This window comes from Paraburkholderia eburnea, from assembly GCF_002917095.1.
In the GTDB taxonomy this organism is placed as follows: Bacteria; Pseudomonadota; Gammaproteobacteria; order Burkholderiales; family Burkholderiaceae; genus Paraburkholderia; species Paraburkholderia eburnea.
On the sequence record NZ_PQGA01000003.1, the window covers coordinates 104,556 to 119,890 of the forward strand.

The 15,335-nt window shown below is 62.8% G+C and carries 13 protein-coding genes; 3 read left to right on the forward strand and 10 right to left on the reverse strand.

What is annotated here, in order from left to right; all coding sequences use genetic code 11:
* Positions 1-82: 82 nt before the first annotated feature.
* On the forward strand, positions 83-313 hold the full coding sequence (locus B0G62_RS08535) for a hypothetical protein (protein WP_103703760.1): 231 nt from the start codon (positions 83-85) through the stop codon (positions 311-313).
* A gap of 226 nt (positions 314-539) precedes the next feature.
* Here the strand turns inward: B0G62_RS08535 and B0G62_RS08540 are convergent, their stop codons facing one another.
* Positions 540-1,013 (reverse strand): Fur family transcriptional regulator, encoded by a 474-nt coding sequence (locus tag B0G62_RS08540; protein ID WP_103703761.1) that lies wholly within the window; start codon positions 1,011-1,013, stop codon positions 540-542.
* A 308-nt stretch (positions 1,014-1,321) separates the two neighbouring features.
* On the opposite strand from B0G62_RS08540, the gene B0G62_RS08545 reads away from it, so the two are divergent.
* Positions 1,322-2,044: a hypothetical protein gene (locus B0G62_RS08545; RefSeq protein WP_146055221.1), complete on the forward strand. Its 723-nt coding sequence runs from the start codon at positions 1,322-1,324 to the stop codon at positions 2,042-2,044.
* 217 nt (positions 2,045-2,261) lie between these two features.
* Entirely contained in the window at positions 2,262-3,095 is an 834-nt protein-coding gene (gene ppk2, locus B0G62_RS08550; RefSeq protein WP_103704100.1) for a polyphosphate kinase 2, read from the forward strand.
* Positions 3,096-3,097: 2 nt separating this feature from the next.
* Here ppk2 and B0G62_RS08555 read toward each other — a convergent pair whose 3' ends face one another.
* From B0G62_RS08555 to B0G62_RS08595, 9 genes are all read right to left on the reverse strand, one after another.
* Positions 3,098-4,120, reverse strand: coding sequence for a LacI family DNA-binding transcriptional regulator (locus tag B0G62_RS08555; RefSeq protein ID WP_103703763.1), 1,023 nt, complete (start codon positions 4,118-4,120; stop codon positions 3,098-3,100).
* A gap of 76 nt (positions 4,121-4,196) precedes the next feature.
* Positions 4,197-5,282: an ABC transporter ATP-binding protein gene (locus B0G62_RS08560; RefSeq protein WP_103703764.1), complete on the reverse strand. Its 1,086-nt coding sequence runs from the start codon at positions 5,280-5,282 to the stop codon at positions 4,197-4,199.
* Positions 5,283-5,318: 36 nt separating this feature from the next.
* Positions 5,319-6,254, reverse strand: a complete 936-nt coding sequence (locus tag B0G62_RS08565) for a carbohydrate ABC transporter permease (RefSeq protein WP_103703765.1) — start codon at positions 6,252-6,254, stop codon at positions 5,319-5,321.
* Positions 6,251-7,198, reverse strand: a complete 948-nt coding sequence (locus B0G62_RS08570) for a carbohydrate ABC transporter permease (RefSeq protein ID WP_103703766.1) — start codon at positions 7,196-7,198, stop codon at positions 6,251-6,253. Before B0G62_RS08570 ends, B0G62_RS08565 begins: the two co-directional genes overlap by 4 nt.
* 6 nt (positions 7,199-7,204) lie before the next feature.
* A complete protein-coding gene (locus B0G62_RS08575) occupies positions 7,205-8,446 on the reverse strand; it encodes an ABC transporter substrate-binding protein (RefSeq protein ID WP_103703767.1) in 1,242 nt (413 codons plus the stop codon).
* A gap of 190 nt (positions 8,447-8,636) precedes the next feature.
* Entirely contained in the window at positions 8,637-10,049 is a 1,413-nt protein-coding gene (locus B0G62_RS08580; RefSeq protein WP_103703768.1) for a GH1 family beta-glucosidase, read from the reverse strand.
* A 227-nt stretch (positions 10,050-10,276) separates the two neighbouring features.
* On the reverse strand, positions 10,277-11,953 hold the full coding sequence (locus B0G62_RS08585) for a SulP family inorganic anion transporter (protein WP_103703769.1): 1,677 nt from the start codon (positions 11,951-11,953) through the stop codon (positions 10,277-10,279).
* Positions 11,954-12,171: 218 nt separating this feature from the next.
* A complete protein-coding gene (locus B0G62_RS08590) occupies positions 12,172-13,917 on the reverse strand; it encodes a SpoVR family protein (protein ID WP_103703770.1) in 1,746 nt (581 codons plus the stop codon).
* Entirely contained in the window at positions 13,914-15,182 is a 1,269-nt protein-coding gene (locus B0G62_RS08595; protein ID WP_103703771.1) for a YeaH/YhbH family protein, read from the reverse strand. The genes B0G62_RS08590 and B0G62_RS08595 overlap by 4 nt, the downstream gene beginning before the upstream one ends.
* Positions 15,183-15,335 lie beyond the last annotated feature (153 nt).

Genomic DNA, 15,335 nt, shown 5'->3' on the forward strand with positions numbered 1-15,335 from the left:
CAATCGGCTGGAGACCGTCTGGTGAGCGGCGCACAAGTCTTATTGCAGAAGAATTCGATCAACACCACACAAGGAGGGACCCATGCGAGTCGAGCGAGTCGAGGCAGCGCAGGAAGCTCAAGAGGTCTTGTCGGTGTATGAAACCGAATTGCGAGCGTGGATGAGTCAATGGTTCGATCAGGCGATCTCGCGAGGCTTCGTGCGGCCGCCGTTCATTCTCGACGACGCGAAGGCGCAGCGTCTCGAAGGTCTGTTTATCGCCGGACTGACGCCTGGCGAGGGTGCGCAGGCGTTTTTCTGCACGGCTCATTGAGGACCGTTGATTCAAAGCGGACGTTATCGTGTGGCCACGACATCGCCGGCGCTCCAGGTGGATGTCCGGCGCTCAACCTACACGGAACACGACATTTCTAATTGGCTAGAACACGACATTTCTATAAAGCTACTACATCAAAAACTTCGATAAATTATCTTATGTAAAATCACCAAAACAGGCAAAACTCCTGCCTCTCCCAGCCTGATTGCCTCTACCGCGGGCTTCACTCGGCCCGTCGAACCAACGCCTGCACCTTGGCGCTGCGCCCACTTGCCTCCAGTTCGGCTGCGCACTGAGCGCAACGCCCGAAGATCACAAGGCTCGCACTCGCGTAACTAAACTCGCGCGCCGAAGCGATCGCCGCGTGCTGCGCTTCCAGTTCACTGTCGTCGATATCGCGGATCGTGCCGCAGTCGTTGCAGACCAGATGCGAATGACGCGTGCCCCGGTTGAGTTCGTACACGACGCGCTGCTCGCCAATCCACGCATTCGTCAGCAATCCGGCTTCGAGCAATTGCGCCAGCGCGCGATACACGCTCGCGAGGCTGCATTGCTCGGTGTCAGGCGGCACGCGCCGGAACACCTGATCGGCGGTCATGTGCTCGTTCGGGAATTCGTGAAAAAGCTGCAGAACCGCAACGCGACTCGACGTCGGGCGCATGCGGGCTCGCTTTAGATCGGCGTAAATCGCTCTCATTACTTCAGACAGAGTTTCGGACTTAGGCGACAGTCTCGTCGGCGCTTGCTTAAGGCTTGCTTAAGCGAGCGCGCCCTGCGTCGATTTGCCGATTCCGAAGCTTTACGAGAGATTTCCTTGCGATTAGCATACGTTAATGTAAATGATTCGCATTTGCGAAAATGATTTCGATTAACCTACGCACCAGCTTCTGACCGATGCCCGCCAACACGACGAATCGCTTCCCGGAACGCCCTTTTTCCCATCCACACGCCGCGTCTTTCCGGCGCCTGGCGATCACTGCGGCTTTCGTCGCATTGAACGTGCCGATGCTCGCGCCAGCCAGCGCCCTGGCCGCGACTAGCGAAGCCACGCCCTCCACGCCCTCCACTGTCACGCAGCCCATCGCCAGGCCGGGCGTCTGGTACGTCACGCGCCTCGCGCACGCCGACCGAGCCGAGGACGACAAGGTCCGCGCCCACCTGGAGTCACTCGGTCTCGCGGTAACGATGGTCGATCAATCGGCTCCGGTAGCCGATGCACGTGGCGCGCGGCTCGTCATCATTTCGTCGGTGGTCAGCGCGCGCGACATGGTCGGCACGGCGTATCGCGACATCGGCGTGCCGTTGTTGACGTGGGAATCGGATCTGTTCGATTCGTTGCGTTTCACGGGCCAGCGCAAGGGCGTGGATTTCGGCGAAATGGACAAGGAACATTACGTGAACGTCGTGAATGCGCCGAGTCCGCTCGCGGGCGGTGTGGCGGCGGGCAAGCGCTGGGTCTATCCGCGTGATGGCGAGATGGGCTGGGGCCGTCCGGCGCCAGGCGCGACCGTCGTCGCGACGATTCCAGGCGAGCCGGAGCATGCCGTGATGTTCGGCTACGAAAAAGGCGCGACGATGGACTACGACTTCATCGCGCCGGCGCGCCGCGTGGCGCTATTTCTCGGCAATCGCAGCTTCGAGCACCTGAGTCCCGATGGTCAGGCGATGTTCGACGCCGCCGTGCAATGGGCGCTTACGGGCGCGCCCGCTGACGCACGCCAGCCTTAGCCCCCTGCCCTTATCGCGGTTCCGTCACGACGCCGTACTGCATCTGCGCGCCGACATACCGCGGCCGATGATTGACCGTTTGATTTCGATCTAGCACGTTGCTTGCGCGCGGACATCGGCGCACCGCCGTTCGTTGCCGCCCGCTACGATGACAGATTGACCGGCGCGGATCGAAAGGCCGCCTCTTTACAACTCACGTCAGATGGGGATGAACGCCATGTCCGAAACGAAAGCCAAGACGAAGAAGGCATCGAAAGCCGAAGTGCCGCAGCCTGATGAGAAGCTCAGCGACAAGGCTTACGAAAAAACGCTGCGCCACCTGCACGAGGAACTCGTGAAAATGCAGGAATGGGTGGTAAAGAGCGGCGCGAAGGTCTGCGTCCTGTTCGAGGGCCGCGACGGCGCCGGCAAGGGCGGCACCATCAAGGCGATCACGGAGCGCGTGAGTCCGCGCGTGTTCCGCGTCGTCACCACGCCCGCTCCCACCGAGCGGGAAAAGAGCCAGATGTATTTTCAGCGCTATCTGCCGCATCTGCCGGCGGCGGGCGAGATCGTGATCTTCGATCGCAGCTGGTACAACCGCGCGGGCGTCGAGCGCGTAATGGGGTTTTGCACGCCCGAACAGGCGCAGGAATTCCTGCTCTCGGTGCCGCTGATCGAGCGCGCCATCGTGCACTCGGGGATCATTCTGCTGAAGTACTGGCTCGACGTCAGCCCCGAGGAGCAGACGCGCCGGCTGGAGGCGCGCATCACCGACGAACGCAAGATCTGGAAGCTTTCCCCCATGGATCTGGAGTCCTACCATCGCTGGTACGACTACTCGCGCGCCCGCGACGAGATGTTCGAAAAAACCGATACGACTTTCGCGCCCTGGTTCGTCCTGCACTCGGACGACAAGAAGCGCGCGCGCCTGAACATCATTGCCCACCTGCTGAGCAAGGTGCCCTATGACGAAGTCCCGCGCGAGAAGGTCAAGCTGCCGCGCCGCCAGAACGCCGACGGCTATCAGGAGCCGGACTACGCCTACCATCGCGTGCCGCTGGTGTACTGAAGCTACTTCGCTCGCGCGGGGTTGGCCTGCGCGACCGAGGCGCGCATCGTCACGCTTACGTCGAAGCGGCGCTCTATTTCCCAGTCCGCGCCGTAGCACTGATTGATGAGCCAGCGCACGGCATTGCGTGTGAGCTCCGCCGTCGGGATATGGACCGAGGTGAGCGCGGGCGCCATATAGGCCGCCGAATAATCATCGTCATAGCCGATCACGGATACGTCGCGCGGCACCGAAATCCCCGCGTGCTGCAACCGCGCGAGCGCCGACATCGCCATCGTGTCGTTGGCGCAGAACAGGCCCGTGAAGCGCCGCTTCGTATCGAGCAGCCTGCCCGCCGCCGCGTAGCCGCCTTCGGGCGAGAAGTCCGACATGACGAGCGGCACCTGTTCACGCGCAATGCCGTGACGCTCCAGCTCGGCGAAAAAACCATCGAGACGCGCCTGGTTGTCCGAAGAACTGGCGGTGCCGCCGATTGCCGCGATGTCCCGGTGGCCGTGCTCGATGAGCGTGCGCGCGGCCAGTTCGCCGCCGTGGAAGTGGTCGGCGCAGAAGGAGGCTTCGGGCATCTGGTCGAACGCACGGTTCAGGAACGCCATGCGCGGATGCAGTGCGTGCAGCATTCCCAGATCGTCGTCGTGCAGATCGTGGCTGATGACCACCACGCCGTCGCAATCGCGGCCGATCAGAAAGCGCACCGCCTCGATCGCCTGCTCGCGCGGCGAGGCCTCGCCGCAACCCGTCGCCACCACGACGTGACGGCGCACCGCGCGCAGCTCGGTGTCGGTTTCCTTGAGGATCGTGCCGTAGTACGAGCCGAAAAAAGTCGGCACGAAGATGCCGATGATGCCGAGCGACTGCGTCGCCATGGCCCGGCCGATGGACGAAGGGCGGAACTTCAGTTGCTCGATCGCGGCCTGTACGCGCGCGGCCGCGTCGGCCGATACCGGCCCCTTGCCCGAGATCGCCCGCGAGGCCGTGGACAGGCCCACGCCGGCGAGAGTTGCCACGTCTTTCAGGGTTGCCACGTCTCGTTCTTCCCTTGGTCTTTGGTCGGGTTTTTTGTTGGTTTTCTGGTCGTATCGGGGGCGCTTTTGCCGTGCGTCAGAGCCGCTCGCCGCTCGCTTCGTCGAACAGCGAGACGTGCTGGACGTCGATCTCGAACGGCACGGGCGCACCACCCGCGAGCGGCGTCTTGTCCTGATCGATTGCCGCGATCTGGACGCCATGATAATCGAGCCAGAGCACGCGATGGTTGCCCATCGGTTCGACCAGTGTGACATGACCTTGCAGCGCCCCGCCAGGCACGCCCGCGCGCACGTCCTCGGGGCGCACGCCCAGCATGCACGGCCGCGTGAGATCCGGCGCGCCCTTGAATGCGTAGTTCGTCACGTCGACCGAAAGCTGCGGGCCGCGGAACCACAGCTTGCCTTCGTCGGCGGCCAGCGTGCCGCGCAGCAGGTTCATCGGCGGCGTGCCGAGGAAGGTCGCCACAAACAGGTTCTCCGGGCGCGCGTAGACCTCGGCGGGCGTGCCGAACTGCTGGATCACGCCGCCCTTCATCACGGCCATGCGCGTGGCGAGCGTCATCGCCTCCACCTGGTCGTGCGTCACGTAAATCATCGTCGCGCCCAGTTGCTGATGCAGTTGCTTCAGTTCGCGGCGCAGTTCGGTGCGCAGCTTGGCGTCGAGGTTCGAAAGCGGCTCGTCGAACAGGAATACGTCGGCTTCGCGCACCAGCGCCCGGCCGATGGCCACGCGCTGGCGCTGGCCGCCCGAAAGCTGCGCGGGCTTGCGCGCGAGCAGCGGACCGAGCTGGAGCATGTCGGCCGCGCGCTTCACGCGGCGCTCGATTTCCGGCTTGGGCGTGCCGTTGATGCGCAGCGCGAACGACATGTTGCGCTCGACGTTCATGGTCGGATAGAGCGCGTAGGACTGGAACACGAGCGCCACGCCGCGATCCTTCGGATCGGCCCAGGTCATGTCCTCGCCGCCGATTTCGATGCTGCCGTCCGTCACGTCGATCAGGCCCGCGATGCTGTGCAGCAAGGTGGACTTGCCGCAGCCCGAGGGGCCAAGCAGCACCACGAATTCGCCGGCGCGCACGTCGAGGTCGAGGTCCTCGATCACGGTGTTCGCACCAAGCTCGATACGCAGATTGCGCACCGCTACGTTCGCCAGATTCGTCATCGTTCGTCTCTCGTTAAGCCTTCTTTGCCCTGCTCTTTACCCTTTCACCGCGCCCGACGCGATGCCGCGCACGAACCAGCGTCCCGACACGAAATAAATCGCGAGCGGCACGAGCGAAGTAAGGATCGTCGCGGCCATGTTGACGTTGTAGAGCCGCTCGCCGGTGGTGGTGTTGATGATGTTGTTGAGCTGCACGGTCATCGGCAGGTTGCGCGTGCCCGCGAACACGAGGCCCAGGATGTAGTCGTTCCAGATGCCCGTGACCTGCATGATGATGGCGACGACGATGATGGGCACCGACATCGGCAGCATCAACTGCGCGAAGATGCGCCAGAAGCCGCCGCCGTCGATGCGCGCCGCCTTGAACAGCTCCTGCGGCAGCGACGCATAGTAGTTGCGGAACAAGAGCGTCATCACCGGCATGCCGAAGATCGTGTGGATCACCACGATGCCCGGTAGCGAGCTGAACAGATGCACGGTCGCCAGCACGCGCACGAGCGGGTACACCATCACCTGCACGGGAATGAACGCGCCCGCGAGCAGCACGGCGAACAGCACGCCCGCGCCGCGTGGCTTCCAGAACGAGAGCGCATAGCCGTTCACCGCGCCCACGGCGATCGAGATGATCGTGCTCGGCACGACGATGCGCACGGAGTTCCAGAAGCCCACGCGGATGCCCGCGCATTCAAGCCCCGTGCACGCCGACGCCCACGCGTCCTGCCATGGCGCCAGCGTGAAGTGACGCGGCAGCGCGAGCAGATGACCGAGGCGGATTTCCTCCATCGGCTTGACCGAGGTGACGAGCATGACGTAGAGCGGCAGCAGGAAGAACAGCGCGGCAATAATCAGGAATCCATAGATACCGAGGCGCGCGGGGGTGAAGCGGCTGCGTTTGGGTCTTCCCTTCGCGCCAGGCGCATGGCGCGCCACGCGCGGAATGGCGCCGGAAGTATCGGTCAATGGCGCGCTCATGCTCGTTCTCCTTTGGCCGCCATGCGGCTTCTCGCGTACAGCACGGGCGCGAGGATCGCGAGCACCGTGGCGAGCAGCACGATCGATGCAGCCGACGCCAGACCGATGTTCGCGCGATTGAACAGGTAGTCCATGATGAACTTGCCGGGCACTTCGCTCGCTGTGCCGGGGCCGCCCTGGGTCATCGCCACGACGGCGTCGTAAAGCTTCACGACCATCACGAAGAGCAGCACGAACGCCGTGGACATCGAGGTCTTGAGCATCGGCACGACAATGCTTGCGTACACGCGCCAGCGCGGAATCCCGTCCAGACGCGCGGCCTTCCAGATTTCGTCGTCGATGCCGCGCAGGCCCGCGAGCAGCAGCGCCATCACAAGGCCCGAGGCCTGCCACACGGTCGCGATCACGAGCGTATAGATCGCAAAGCGCTGCGAGACGATCCAGTCGAACTGCGCGTGCTCGAAGCCCATTTGCCGCAGCACGGCCTGCACGCCCAGCTCCGGATTCAGTATCCATTGCCACACGAGGCCGGTCGCGACGAACGACATCGCATACGGATAGAGGAAGATCGTGCGCAGCGCGCCTTCGGCGGCCACGCGCTGGTCGATGAAGATCGCGAGCAGCAGCCCGATCACGAGACAGGCGACGATGAAGCAGACGCCGTAGATCGCGAGGTTCTGCAGCGATACCATCCAGCGTTCGGTGTTGAACAGGCGCACGTACTGCGTCACGCCCGCGAACGTGTTCGACGGCAGCGAGCGCGAATAGCTCATCGACACGCGCGCGGTCCACAGCATCGTGCCCAGATAGGCGAACACGACCGTCACCGCCATGGGCAGCAGCGCGATCCACGCGGCGAGCGAGACGCGCCGCCGCATGGGGCGCGCTGCACGCGCCTGCCGTTTCGTCCGCTGTTTGGCTTCGTCCAGCTTGAGCGCGTACATGGGCCGTCAGCTCTTGATCGCCGTGGCGAACGCTTTCTGGGCGTCGTCAACCGACTGGTTCTTGTTCCAGAAGTTGGTGATGACGTCCTGGAGCGAGCCCTGCACATCGGGCGGAATCAGCATTTCCGGATTCGGCAACTGACGTGTCTTGTCCTTCATGATGTTCATGCCCTCCTTCGCGCAGACGTCGAAGCCCGCCGTATCCACGTCGAGACGAATCGGAATCGAGCCTTTCTTCTCGCTGAACGCGGCTTGCGCCTTCGGCGAGGTCATCACCGATGCGAGCAGTTGCTGCGCCTTGACGGCCTGCGGATTGTCGGTTTTCGGGAACACGAAGGCGTCGCCCGCGATCATGTACGGCGAGTTCGCGAAACCCGGGAAACAGCCGAAGTCCTTGCCCGCGACCTGCTTCGCGTTGGAGAACTCGCCCTTGGCCCAGTCGCCCATGATCTGCATGCCGGCCTTGCCCGAAATCACGAGCGCCGTCGCGTCGTTCCAGTTGCGTCCAGGCGAGCCCGCATCGACGTAGTTGTGCAGGCGCTTGAAGGTTGCCAGCACGTTCTTGAAGGCGGGCGAATTGACGGCGTTGGCGTCGCGGTCGCGATAGACCTTCATATAGAGATTGCGGTCCATGTCGGCGAAGATCGCGTCGAAGGTGATCTTCTCCTGCCACGCCTGGCCACCGAGCGCGAGCGGAATCACGCCCGCCGCCTTGAGCTTGTCGAGATCGGCGAACAGTTCGTCCATGCTCTTCGGCTCGGCGGCGATGCCCGCTTTTGCGAACACCGGCTTCGAGTAGAAGAACCAGTCCTGCATGTGGATATCGACGGGCGCGGCGTAGAAGTGCCCGTTGACCTTGATCTGGTTGAGCACCGATTCAGGCAGGATGCCGTTCCAGTTTTCCTTCGCGGCGACGGCATCGACATTATTCAGGAGTCCCTGGTCGATGAGGTCGTGAAACTGCTTCGAGGTGTTGAACTGCGCCGCGGTGGGCGGATCGCCGCCGACGATGCGGTTGATCGCCGTGGCGCGCGCCTGGTCGGCGCCCGCGACTGCGTTGTCGACCCACTGGCCGCCCGCCTGATCGTAGGCTTGCGCGAACTGTTTGATGGCGGCCGATTCGCCGCCCGAGGTCCACCAGTGAATCACATTGGCCTTGAGCGGCGCGTCCGCAGCGTGGGCGGCGAGCGCTCCGGCCAATGCCAGCGCGGCGACGATGCCGCGCAGGACAGGTGCATTTTGCTTCATTACGTCTCCTCCGGTAGTTCCGGCTTTATTTACAGATATATGAAGTCAAACTGTCGCGGTGTTTCGGGTGGCTGTGCGCGCGCGGTCCTGCGGCTTTTACTTGCCCTGCCCATTCCCCTGTTGACGCATTCTCGCGGCGCGCAGCCGGTACAGCAATTACGGTTACTACTGTTTGGGTGGTCGTTTTTGCTCAACCGCCATCGCGAGCGTTGCGCTCGGCGATAAAACGCGCGATCAGCTCGGCACTGCGCTTTTTCGTGCGCTTTTGCGTGTCGTAATCGACATGCACGACGCCGAAGCGCCGCTCGTAGCCGAACGCCCATTCGAAATTGTCGAGCAGCGACCACACGAAATAACCGCGCACATCGACGCCCTTCTTGATCGCCGCATCGACGGCGGCCAGATGGCGCTTGAGGAAAGCGATGCGCTGCGCGTCAACGACTTCGCCGTCCTGCACGCTGTCGTCCGACGCCATACCGTTTTCGGTAATGTAGATCGGCGGCAGATTGTCGTAGGCGTCATGGAAGCCCACCAGCAGGTCGCGCAGGCCGTCCGGATAGACTTCCCAGCCCATCTGGGTGCGCTCGACGCCGGGCAGCGGCACTTCGGTGTAGCCGTGCGCGCCGTCGCTTTTCACGTTGGTGCGGAAATAGTAGTTGATGCCGAGAAAGTCGAGCGGCGCCGCGATCGTTTCCATATCGCCGTCGAGCACGAGCGGCTCGGTGCCCGGCCAGAGTTCGAACAGCTCGGCCGGATATTCGCCCTTGAGCAGCGGGTCGAGAATCCACGCATTGTGCTGCACTTCGAAGCGGCGCGCGGCGGTGATATCGGCCGGCGTTTGCGAATTGGGCGTGCCGCGCCCGACGTTCGCGACGATACCCTTGGCCGACTTCGCATCGTTGGCGCGCAGCACCTGGGTCGCAAGGCCATGGCCGAGCAGCAGGTGATGCATGGCCTGGGTCGGATAGCGCGGATTCGAAAGCCCCGGCGCGTGATGGCCGTTGCCGTAGCCGAGATACGCCGAGCACCACGGCTCGTTGAGCGTCATCCAGGCATCGACGAGACCCGTGAGTTCGCGGCTCATCAGATCGGCGTAGTCGGCGAAGCGGTATGCCGTATCGCGGTTGAGCCAGCCGCCGCGATCTTCCAGATGCTGCGGCAGATCCCAGTGATAGAGCGTCGCGAAGGTCTGGATGCCCTGCTCTTTCAGGCGTTCGAGCAGACGCTTGTAGAAAGCGATGCCTTTCGGATTGGGGCGGCCCGACGCGTCCATCACGCGCGGCCAGGCAATCGAGAAGCGATAGGCCTCGAAATTGAGGTCCTTGAGCAGATCGAGGTCGCCGGACCAGCGATGATAGTGATCGCAGGCCACCGCGCCCGTATCGCCGGCCAGCACCTTGCCGGGCGTGGCGCTGAAGGTGTCCCAGATCGACGGCAGACGGCCGTCCTCGGTCGCCGCGCCTTCGATCTGGTAGGACGCGGTGGCCGCGCCCAGCAGGAAATCGCGGCGCCAGAGCGCGGAATCGGGCGACGGCGTGAAAGCGTCGTCGTCGAGAATGGCGTTTGAAGCGGAATGCTGCGAAGCGGCTGAATCGTGTGTCACGAAAGCTCCTGCGCGAGGTCTGACCGGTTGGCGGGTATGGTGGCTATCCGGCCTTCCGGTGGTGAGAGTGGAAGCGCTTCCACAGCGCTTGAGGCGCACGATATCAGCCGCGAAAACTCATGGGCAATCAGGGTTTGTCTGGAGCGTTTTAAGTAGTTTGCGTGTAGGGAGAAAACGCACGGTGGCTGGGCGTTTAGCCACCGTGCGTTGAAATGATGCGCGCTGAATTACGCGTCGGCGTGGGCGTCGAGTTCGGGGTGCACGGCGGCGAGCGCCTCGTGCAAGGTCGTATAGAGATTTTCCGCACCCACCACGGGCGTGATGCCGTGGCGATCCATATCCGCGCGCAGATAGCGATTGACGCGCCCGAAAATCACTTTGATGCCGCTATTGCGCAACGACTCGCATAGTTCGTTGACCGAACGACCTGCCGAATAATCGACATCGGTGATGGCGGCGGCATCGATCACGAGCCAGCGCACCGGCATCGGCGCGCCGTCGATCAGACAACGGATATCATCGATGAAAAAATGGTCGTTTGCGTAGAAAAGGTCTGCGCCAAAGCGGTAAACGATAAGCCCAGGCGACGTCATCTGCCCGGCCTGCGCGGGCACCGGCATCCAGCGCCCCTCGTCGTTCGGCATCAGCACCATCGTGTGCGGGCGATAGCTGTGGCGCACATGACGCAGCAAGGACAGCGCGATCGCGATGAGAATACCGTTCTCCACGCCGATCACGACCACCGACACGGCCGTGGCCACTGCAAGCCGAAACTCGCCGCGGCTTTCCCCGCGAATATCGATCAGTTGTCCGATGTGAACCAGCCCGACGGCGATGGTGAAAACGATCGCGCCCAGCACGCAGCGCGGCAGATACTGCAACCAGTTGCTCAGGAACAGCAGCACGATCACCACGACACCCGCGAACACGAGCTGCGCGAACTGGCTGCGCGCGCCCGCCTGCTCGCCCATCGCCGTCTGCGTGGGACTGCCGTTGACGACGAAGGCGCCGCTGAATGCGGCTGTCGCGTTCGCGGCCGCGAGACCGAGCAGATTGCGATCCTCGTCGACGCGTTCACCGTATTTTTCCGCGAAGGCGCGGCTCGTGGCCGCGCTCTGCGCGACGATGATGACGAAGCACGACGCCGCCACCTGCAGCAGGTCGATCATCTGGAACCAGCCGACCGCGGGAAACGCGAGATGCGGCAGGCCACCCTCGACCGGGCCGGTGATGGCAATGCCGTGGCCCGCGAAATCGAAACGCGCGCTCGCGGCGATGCCGCCCACCACGGCCAGCAAGGGCACGGGCCAGCCAGGCCGCAAGCGCTTGAAGATCAGAATCGCCGCGACGACGAAAGCGGATATGGCCAGTGTCTGCCAGTGAATCGCGTTGAACTGCAGCACGATCTGCTTGATCTGCAACACCGTGCGTCGCGAGGTGAACGGAATGCCCAGCATGTCGCCGAGCATTGCCACACCCACCTGCATACCGACGCCCGTGAGGAAACCCACCAGCACGGTACGCGAGAGAAAGTCCGCGAGAAAGCCCAGCTTGAAGATGCGCGCGAGCAGCAGGATCGCCGCGGTGAGCAGTGCCGTCATGCCGGCCAGCGCGACATATTCCGCGCTGGAGGGCGATGCCATGGTGGAAAGCTTGCTCGCGAAGATGGTCGCGGTGGCCGAGTCGGCGGCCACCACCAGATGACGCGACGCGCCGAACAGCGCAAACGCGATCAGCGGCAGAAAGCCCGTGTAGATGCCCGTCACGGCGGGCATGCCCGCGATGCGCGCGTAGCCTAGCAATTGCGGGATATTCATCGAGGCGAGCATGACGCCCGCCTTCGCGTCGCGCAGTGCGCCTGGGCGGGTAAGCGGCCGCACGCCCCTGAACAGGTCAAACGCCATGGCCGCGTCCTTTCGATTCTTGCATCCGCATCGACTCCTCTGTGAATCCTTGATGAAATTTCGGCAATCGGAATAGCGTTGTATCTTAGCGCGCCCCTCCACCGCTGCGTTGCAGTGAAGGCCGGTGAAAGCTCGCATCGGTCTGCGCGCCGACAATAAAAAAGGCCAGCGCGTTGGCTGGCCTTCGATTACCGCATCAATCAAGAACGCCTGGTGCGTCACACCCTTATCGGCGGCGGCACGTAGCGGCATTCATAACGCTTTCTCACCGTGCCGTTTTCATCGACGCTCTCCAGGTACACGTCGAACTGCCAGAGCCGTGCCATGTGCCTCAGCACCTCGTCGGTGTCGCCCGACAGATGGCGGTTGTCGCTCATGAAGTGGCGCAGCGTGAGGCTGCGGTCGCCGCGCGTGTTCACCGACCACACCTGGATGTTCGGCTCGCGATGATGCATGTCGTACTGACGCGAAAGCGCCTGCCGCACGTATTGATAGCCGCTGTCGTCATGGATCGCCGAGACTTCGAGCGCATCGCGCATGTCGTCGTCAAGCACCGAGAAAAGCCGCATTTCGCGAATCAGGTGCGGCGACAAATACTGCGCAACAAAGCTCTCATCCTTGAAGTTGCGCATCGCGTAGTGCAATGCCTTCAGCCATGGGCTGCCCGCGAGTTCCGGGAACCACTTGCGGTCTTCGTCCGTGGGGTTTTCGCAGATGCGGCGAATGTCGCTCATCATCGAAAAACCCAGCGCGTACGGATTGATGCCGCTGTAGTAGTGCTTGGTGACGGGCGGCTGATAGACCACGTTGCTGTGCGAGTGCAGGAACTCCATCATGAAGCCGTCTTCGAGCTTGCCCTGCGCGTACAGCGTGTTGAGCAGCGTGTAATGCCAGAAGGTGGCCCAGCCTTCGTTCATCACCTGGGTCTGGCGCTGCGGATAGAAGTACTGCCCCACCTTGCGCACGATGCGAATGACTTCGCGCTCCCACGGTTCGAGCAGCGGCGAGTTCTTTTCCGCGAAATACAGCAGGTTTTCCTGCGGCTCGGGCGGAAAGCGCTCGTCGTATTCCTCGGCAATGGGCTGCTGTGTTTTCGGCAGCGTGCGCCAGAGTTCGTTGACCTGCGATTGCAGATACGCCTCGCGCTCGCGGCGCATGGCGGCCTCGCGTTCGAGCGAAAGCTTCTGCGGCCGCTTGTAGCGATCGACGCCGTAATTCATGAGGGCGTGACACGAATCGAGCAATTCTTCCACGCGATCGAGCCCGAAGCGCTCCTCGCACTCCGCGATGTAGTTCTTCGCGTAGACGAGGTAGTCGATGATCGCGTGTGCGTCCGTCCAGAGGCGGAACAGGTAATTGCCCTTGAAAAACGAATTGTGGCCGTAAGCCGCGTGCGCGATCACCAGCGCCTGCATCGTCATGGTGTTTTCTTCCATGAGATACGCAATGCAGGGATTCGAGTTGATGACGATCTCGTAGGCGAGACCCATCTGGCCCCGGCGATAGCTCTTCTCGGTGGAGAGAAAATGCTTGCCGAACGACCAGTGGCGATAGTTGACCGGCATGCCGACGGAGGCATAGGCATCCATCATCTGCTCGGCGCTGATCAATTCGAGCTGGATCGGATAGGTGTCCAGTTCGTATTGCTCTGCAACATGCGAGATGTGCGTGTCGTATTCCTCGATCAGATCGAAAGTCCAGTCGGATGGGCACGGCAACGGCCGTCTGTCGGCTACGTTCATATGCACTTCCCTTTTTTGGGCAGGATGCCGCTCAGGAGGGAGCCTGTGCTCGTCGGGCCCGGGCGCCTCGGCGCGCGCCGGGTCGGCGACTTGTCCTCCCATTTCCGTTGCGGCCTCGTGACCGGCTTGCTGCCCTGCTTGCCGGTCCGGTCCGTGGCCGCCCTTTTTCTTGCGCTCCGGCTGGTAGCCGCGCGCCTCGTTGTGCAAATGGCGCGTCGTCATGAGCGCTCCACCTGCTTTTCGAACAGCTCCCGGAAAACGGGGTAGATATCCGCTGCGGTGTCGACCTTCTTCATCGCCAGTTCAGGCTCGGTGAGCGCCAGTTGGGCATATTCCAGCCAAAGGTTCTGCTCCTCCGGCGTTACCTGAATATAGGCAAAATAGCGCACCTTAGGCAGGATGTCATCCGCGAGCAGCTTGCGGCACTTCGGCGAATCGTCGGTCCAGTTGTCGCCGTCCGAAGCCTGCGCGCCGTAGATGTTCCAGTCGCTCGGCGAATAACGGTCCTCGATCACTTTCTTCATCAGCTCCAGCGCGCTCGACACGACCGTGCCGCCGCTTTCCGTCGAATGGAAGAAGGTGTCCTCGTCGACTTCCTCGGCGCGGGTGTGGTGGCGGATGAACACCACCTCGATCTTCTCGTAGTTGCGCTTGAGGAACAGGTACAAAAGGATGAAGAAGCGCTTGGACAGATCCTTGCGCTGCTCGTCCATCGACCCGGACACATCCATCAGACAGAACATCACGGCCTGGCTCGACGGCTGCGGCTGCTTCACGCGGTTCACGTAGCGCAGATCGAACGGATCGATGAAAGGGATGCGCCAGATGCGCCCGCGCAAATGATGGATCTCGTCTTCGAGAATCTTGATCTCGTCGCGGCGATCGGTCGGGTCGGCCATCAGCGCTTCGAGCTGCTCTTCGAGCGTATGCAGCTCGTTCACGAGCGGCGCACCCAGCGCGATACGCCGGCCGAGCGCGCTGCGCAGCGAGCGCACCACGTCGATGTTATTGGGCGTGCCTTCGGCGGCCCAGCCCGCGCGGATGCTCTTCCACGTGGGGACGGCCATCAGATGGGTTTTGACGAGGCGCGGCAGTTCGAGGTCGTCGAAGAAGTACTGCATGAACTCTTCGCGGGACAGCTCGAACACGAAGTCGTCCTGACCTTCGCCCTCGTTGCTGGCCTGGCTGCCCCCCCCTCCGCCGCCGCCTTGCGGGCGCGGGATACGGTCGCCGCGAATGTAGTCCTCGTTGCCGGGATGAACCATTTCACGCCGCCCGCCCGGGCCGTGCCGGAACGAGGGTTCGGCGATGTCCTTGCGCGGAATGGTGATGCTCTGGTTACTCTGTATGTCCTTGATGCTGCGGTCACGCACCGCTTCCGAGACGGCGTGACGGATATAGTTTTTCACGCGGCGCAGAAAGCGCTCACGATTTGCGATGCTCTTGTTCTTGCCTGCCAGCCTGCGGTCGATGATTTGATGAAGCACATCCAGTCTCCCGCTCCAGTGTGGAATGGGCGAGGTGCGCAGTCTGGGATGCCGTGCCTGCCGCGTTCACCCGCTCGCGGCTGCGTGGCCTGCGCCCTGCCGGAGTTTCCTTTTGCGCTGCCGCATGATGATTGCGGCGGCGCAAAAAGAAGG

Excerpts from the sequence above, each read along its gene's own strand:
- B0G62_RS08570 (WP_103703766.1), bottom strand. The coding sequence starts at position 7,198 with ATGTACGCGCTCAAGCTGGACGAAGCCAAACAGCGGACGAAACGGCAG.
- B0G62_RS08585 (WP_103703769.1), bottom strand. The coding sequence starts at position 11,953 with ATGGCGTTTGACCTGTTCAGGGGCGTGCGGCCGCTTACCCGCCCAGGC.
- B0G62_RS08565 (WP_103703765.1), bottom strand. The coding sequence starts at position 6,254 with ATGAGCGCGCCATTGACCGATACTTCCGGCGCCATTCCGCGCGTGGCG.
- B0G62_RS08535 (WP_103703760.1), top strand. The coding sequence starts at position 83 with ATGCGAGTCGAGCGAGTCGAGGCAGCGCAGGAAGCTCAAGAGGTCTTG.
- B0G62_RS08560 (WP_103703764.1), bottom strand. The coding sequence starts at position 5,282 with ATGACGAATCTGGCGAACGTAGCGGTGCGCAATCTGCGTATCGAGCTT.
- B0G62_RS08540 (WP_103703761.1), bottom strand. The coding sequence starts at position 1,013 with ATGAGAGCGATTTACGCCGATCTAAAGCGAGCCCGCATGCGCCCGACG.
- B0G62_RS08575 (WP_103703767.1), bottom strand. The coding sequence starts at position 8,446 with ATGAAGCAAAATGCACCTGTCCTGCGCGGCATCGTCGCCGCGCTGGCA.
- ppk2 (WP_103704100.1), top strand. The coding sequence starts at position 2,262 with ATGTCCGAAACGAAAGCCAAGACGAAGAAGGCATCGAAAGCCGAAGTG.
- B0G62_RS08545 (WP_146055221.1), top strand. The coding sequence starts at position 1,322 with ATGCTCGCGCCAGCCAGCGCCCTGGCCGCGACTAGCGAAGCCACGCCC.
- B0G62_RS08590 (WP_103703770.1), bottom strand. The coding sequence starts at position 13,917 with ATGACGACGCGCCATTTGCACAACGAGGCGCGCGGCTACCAGCCGGAG.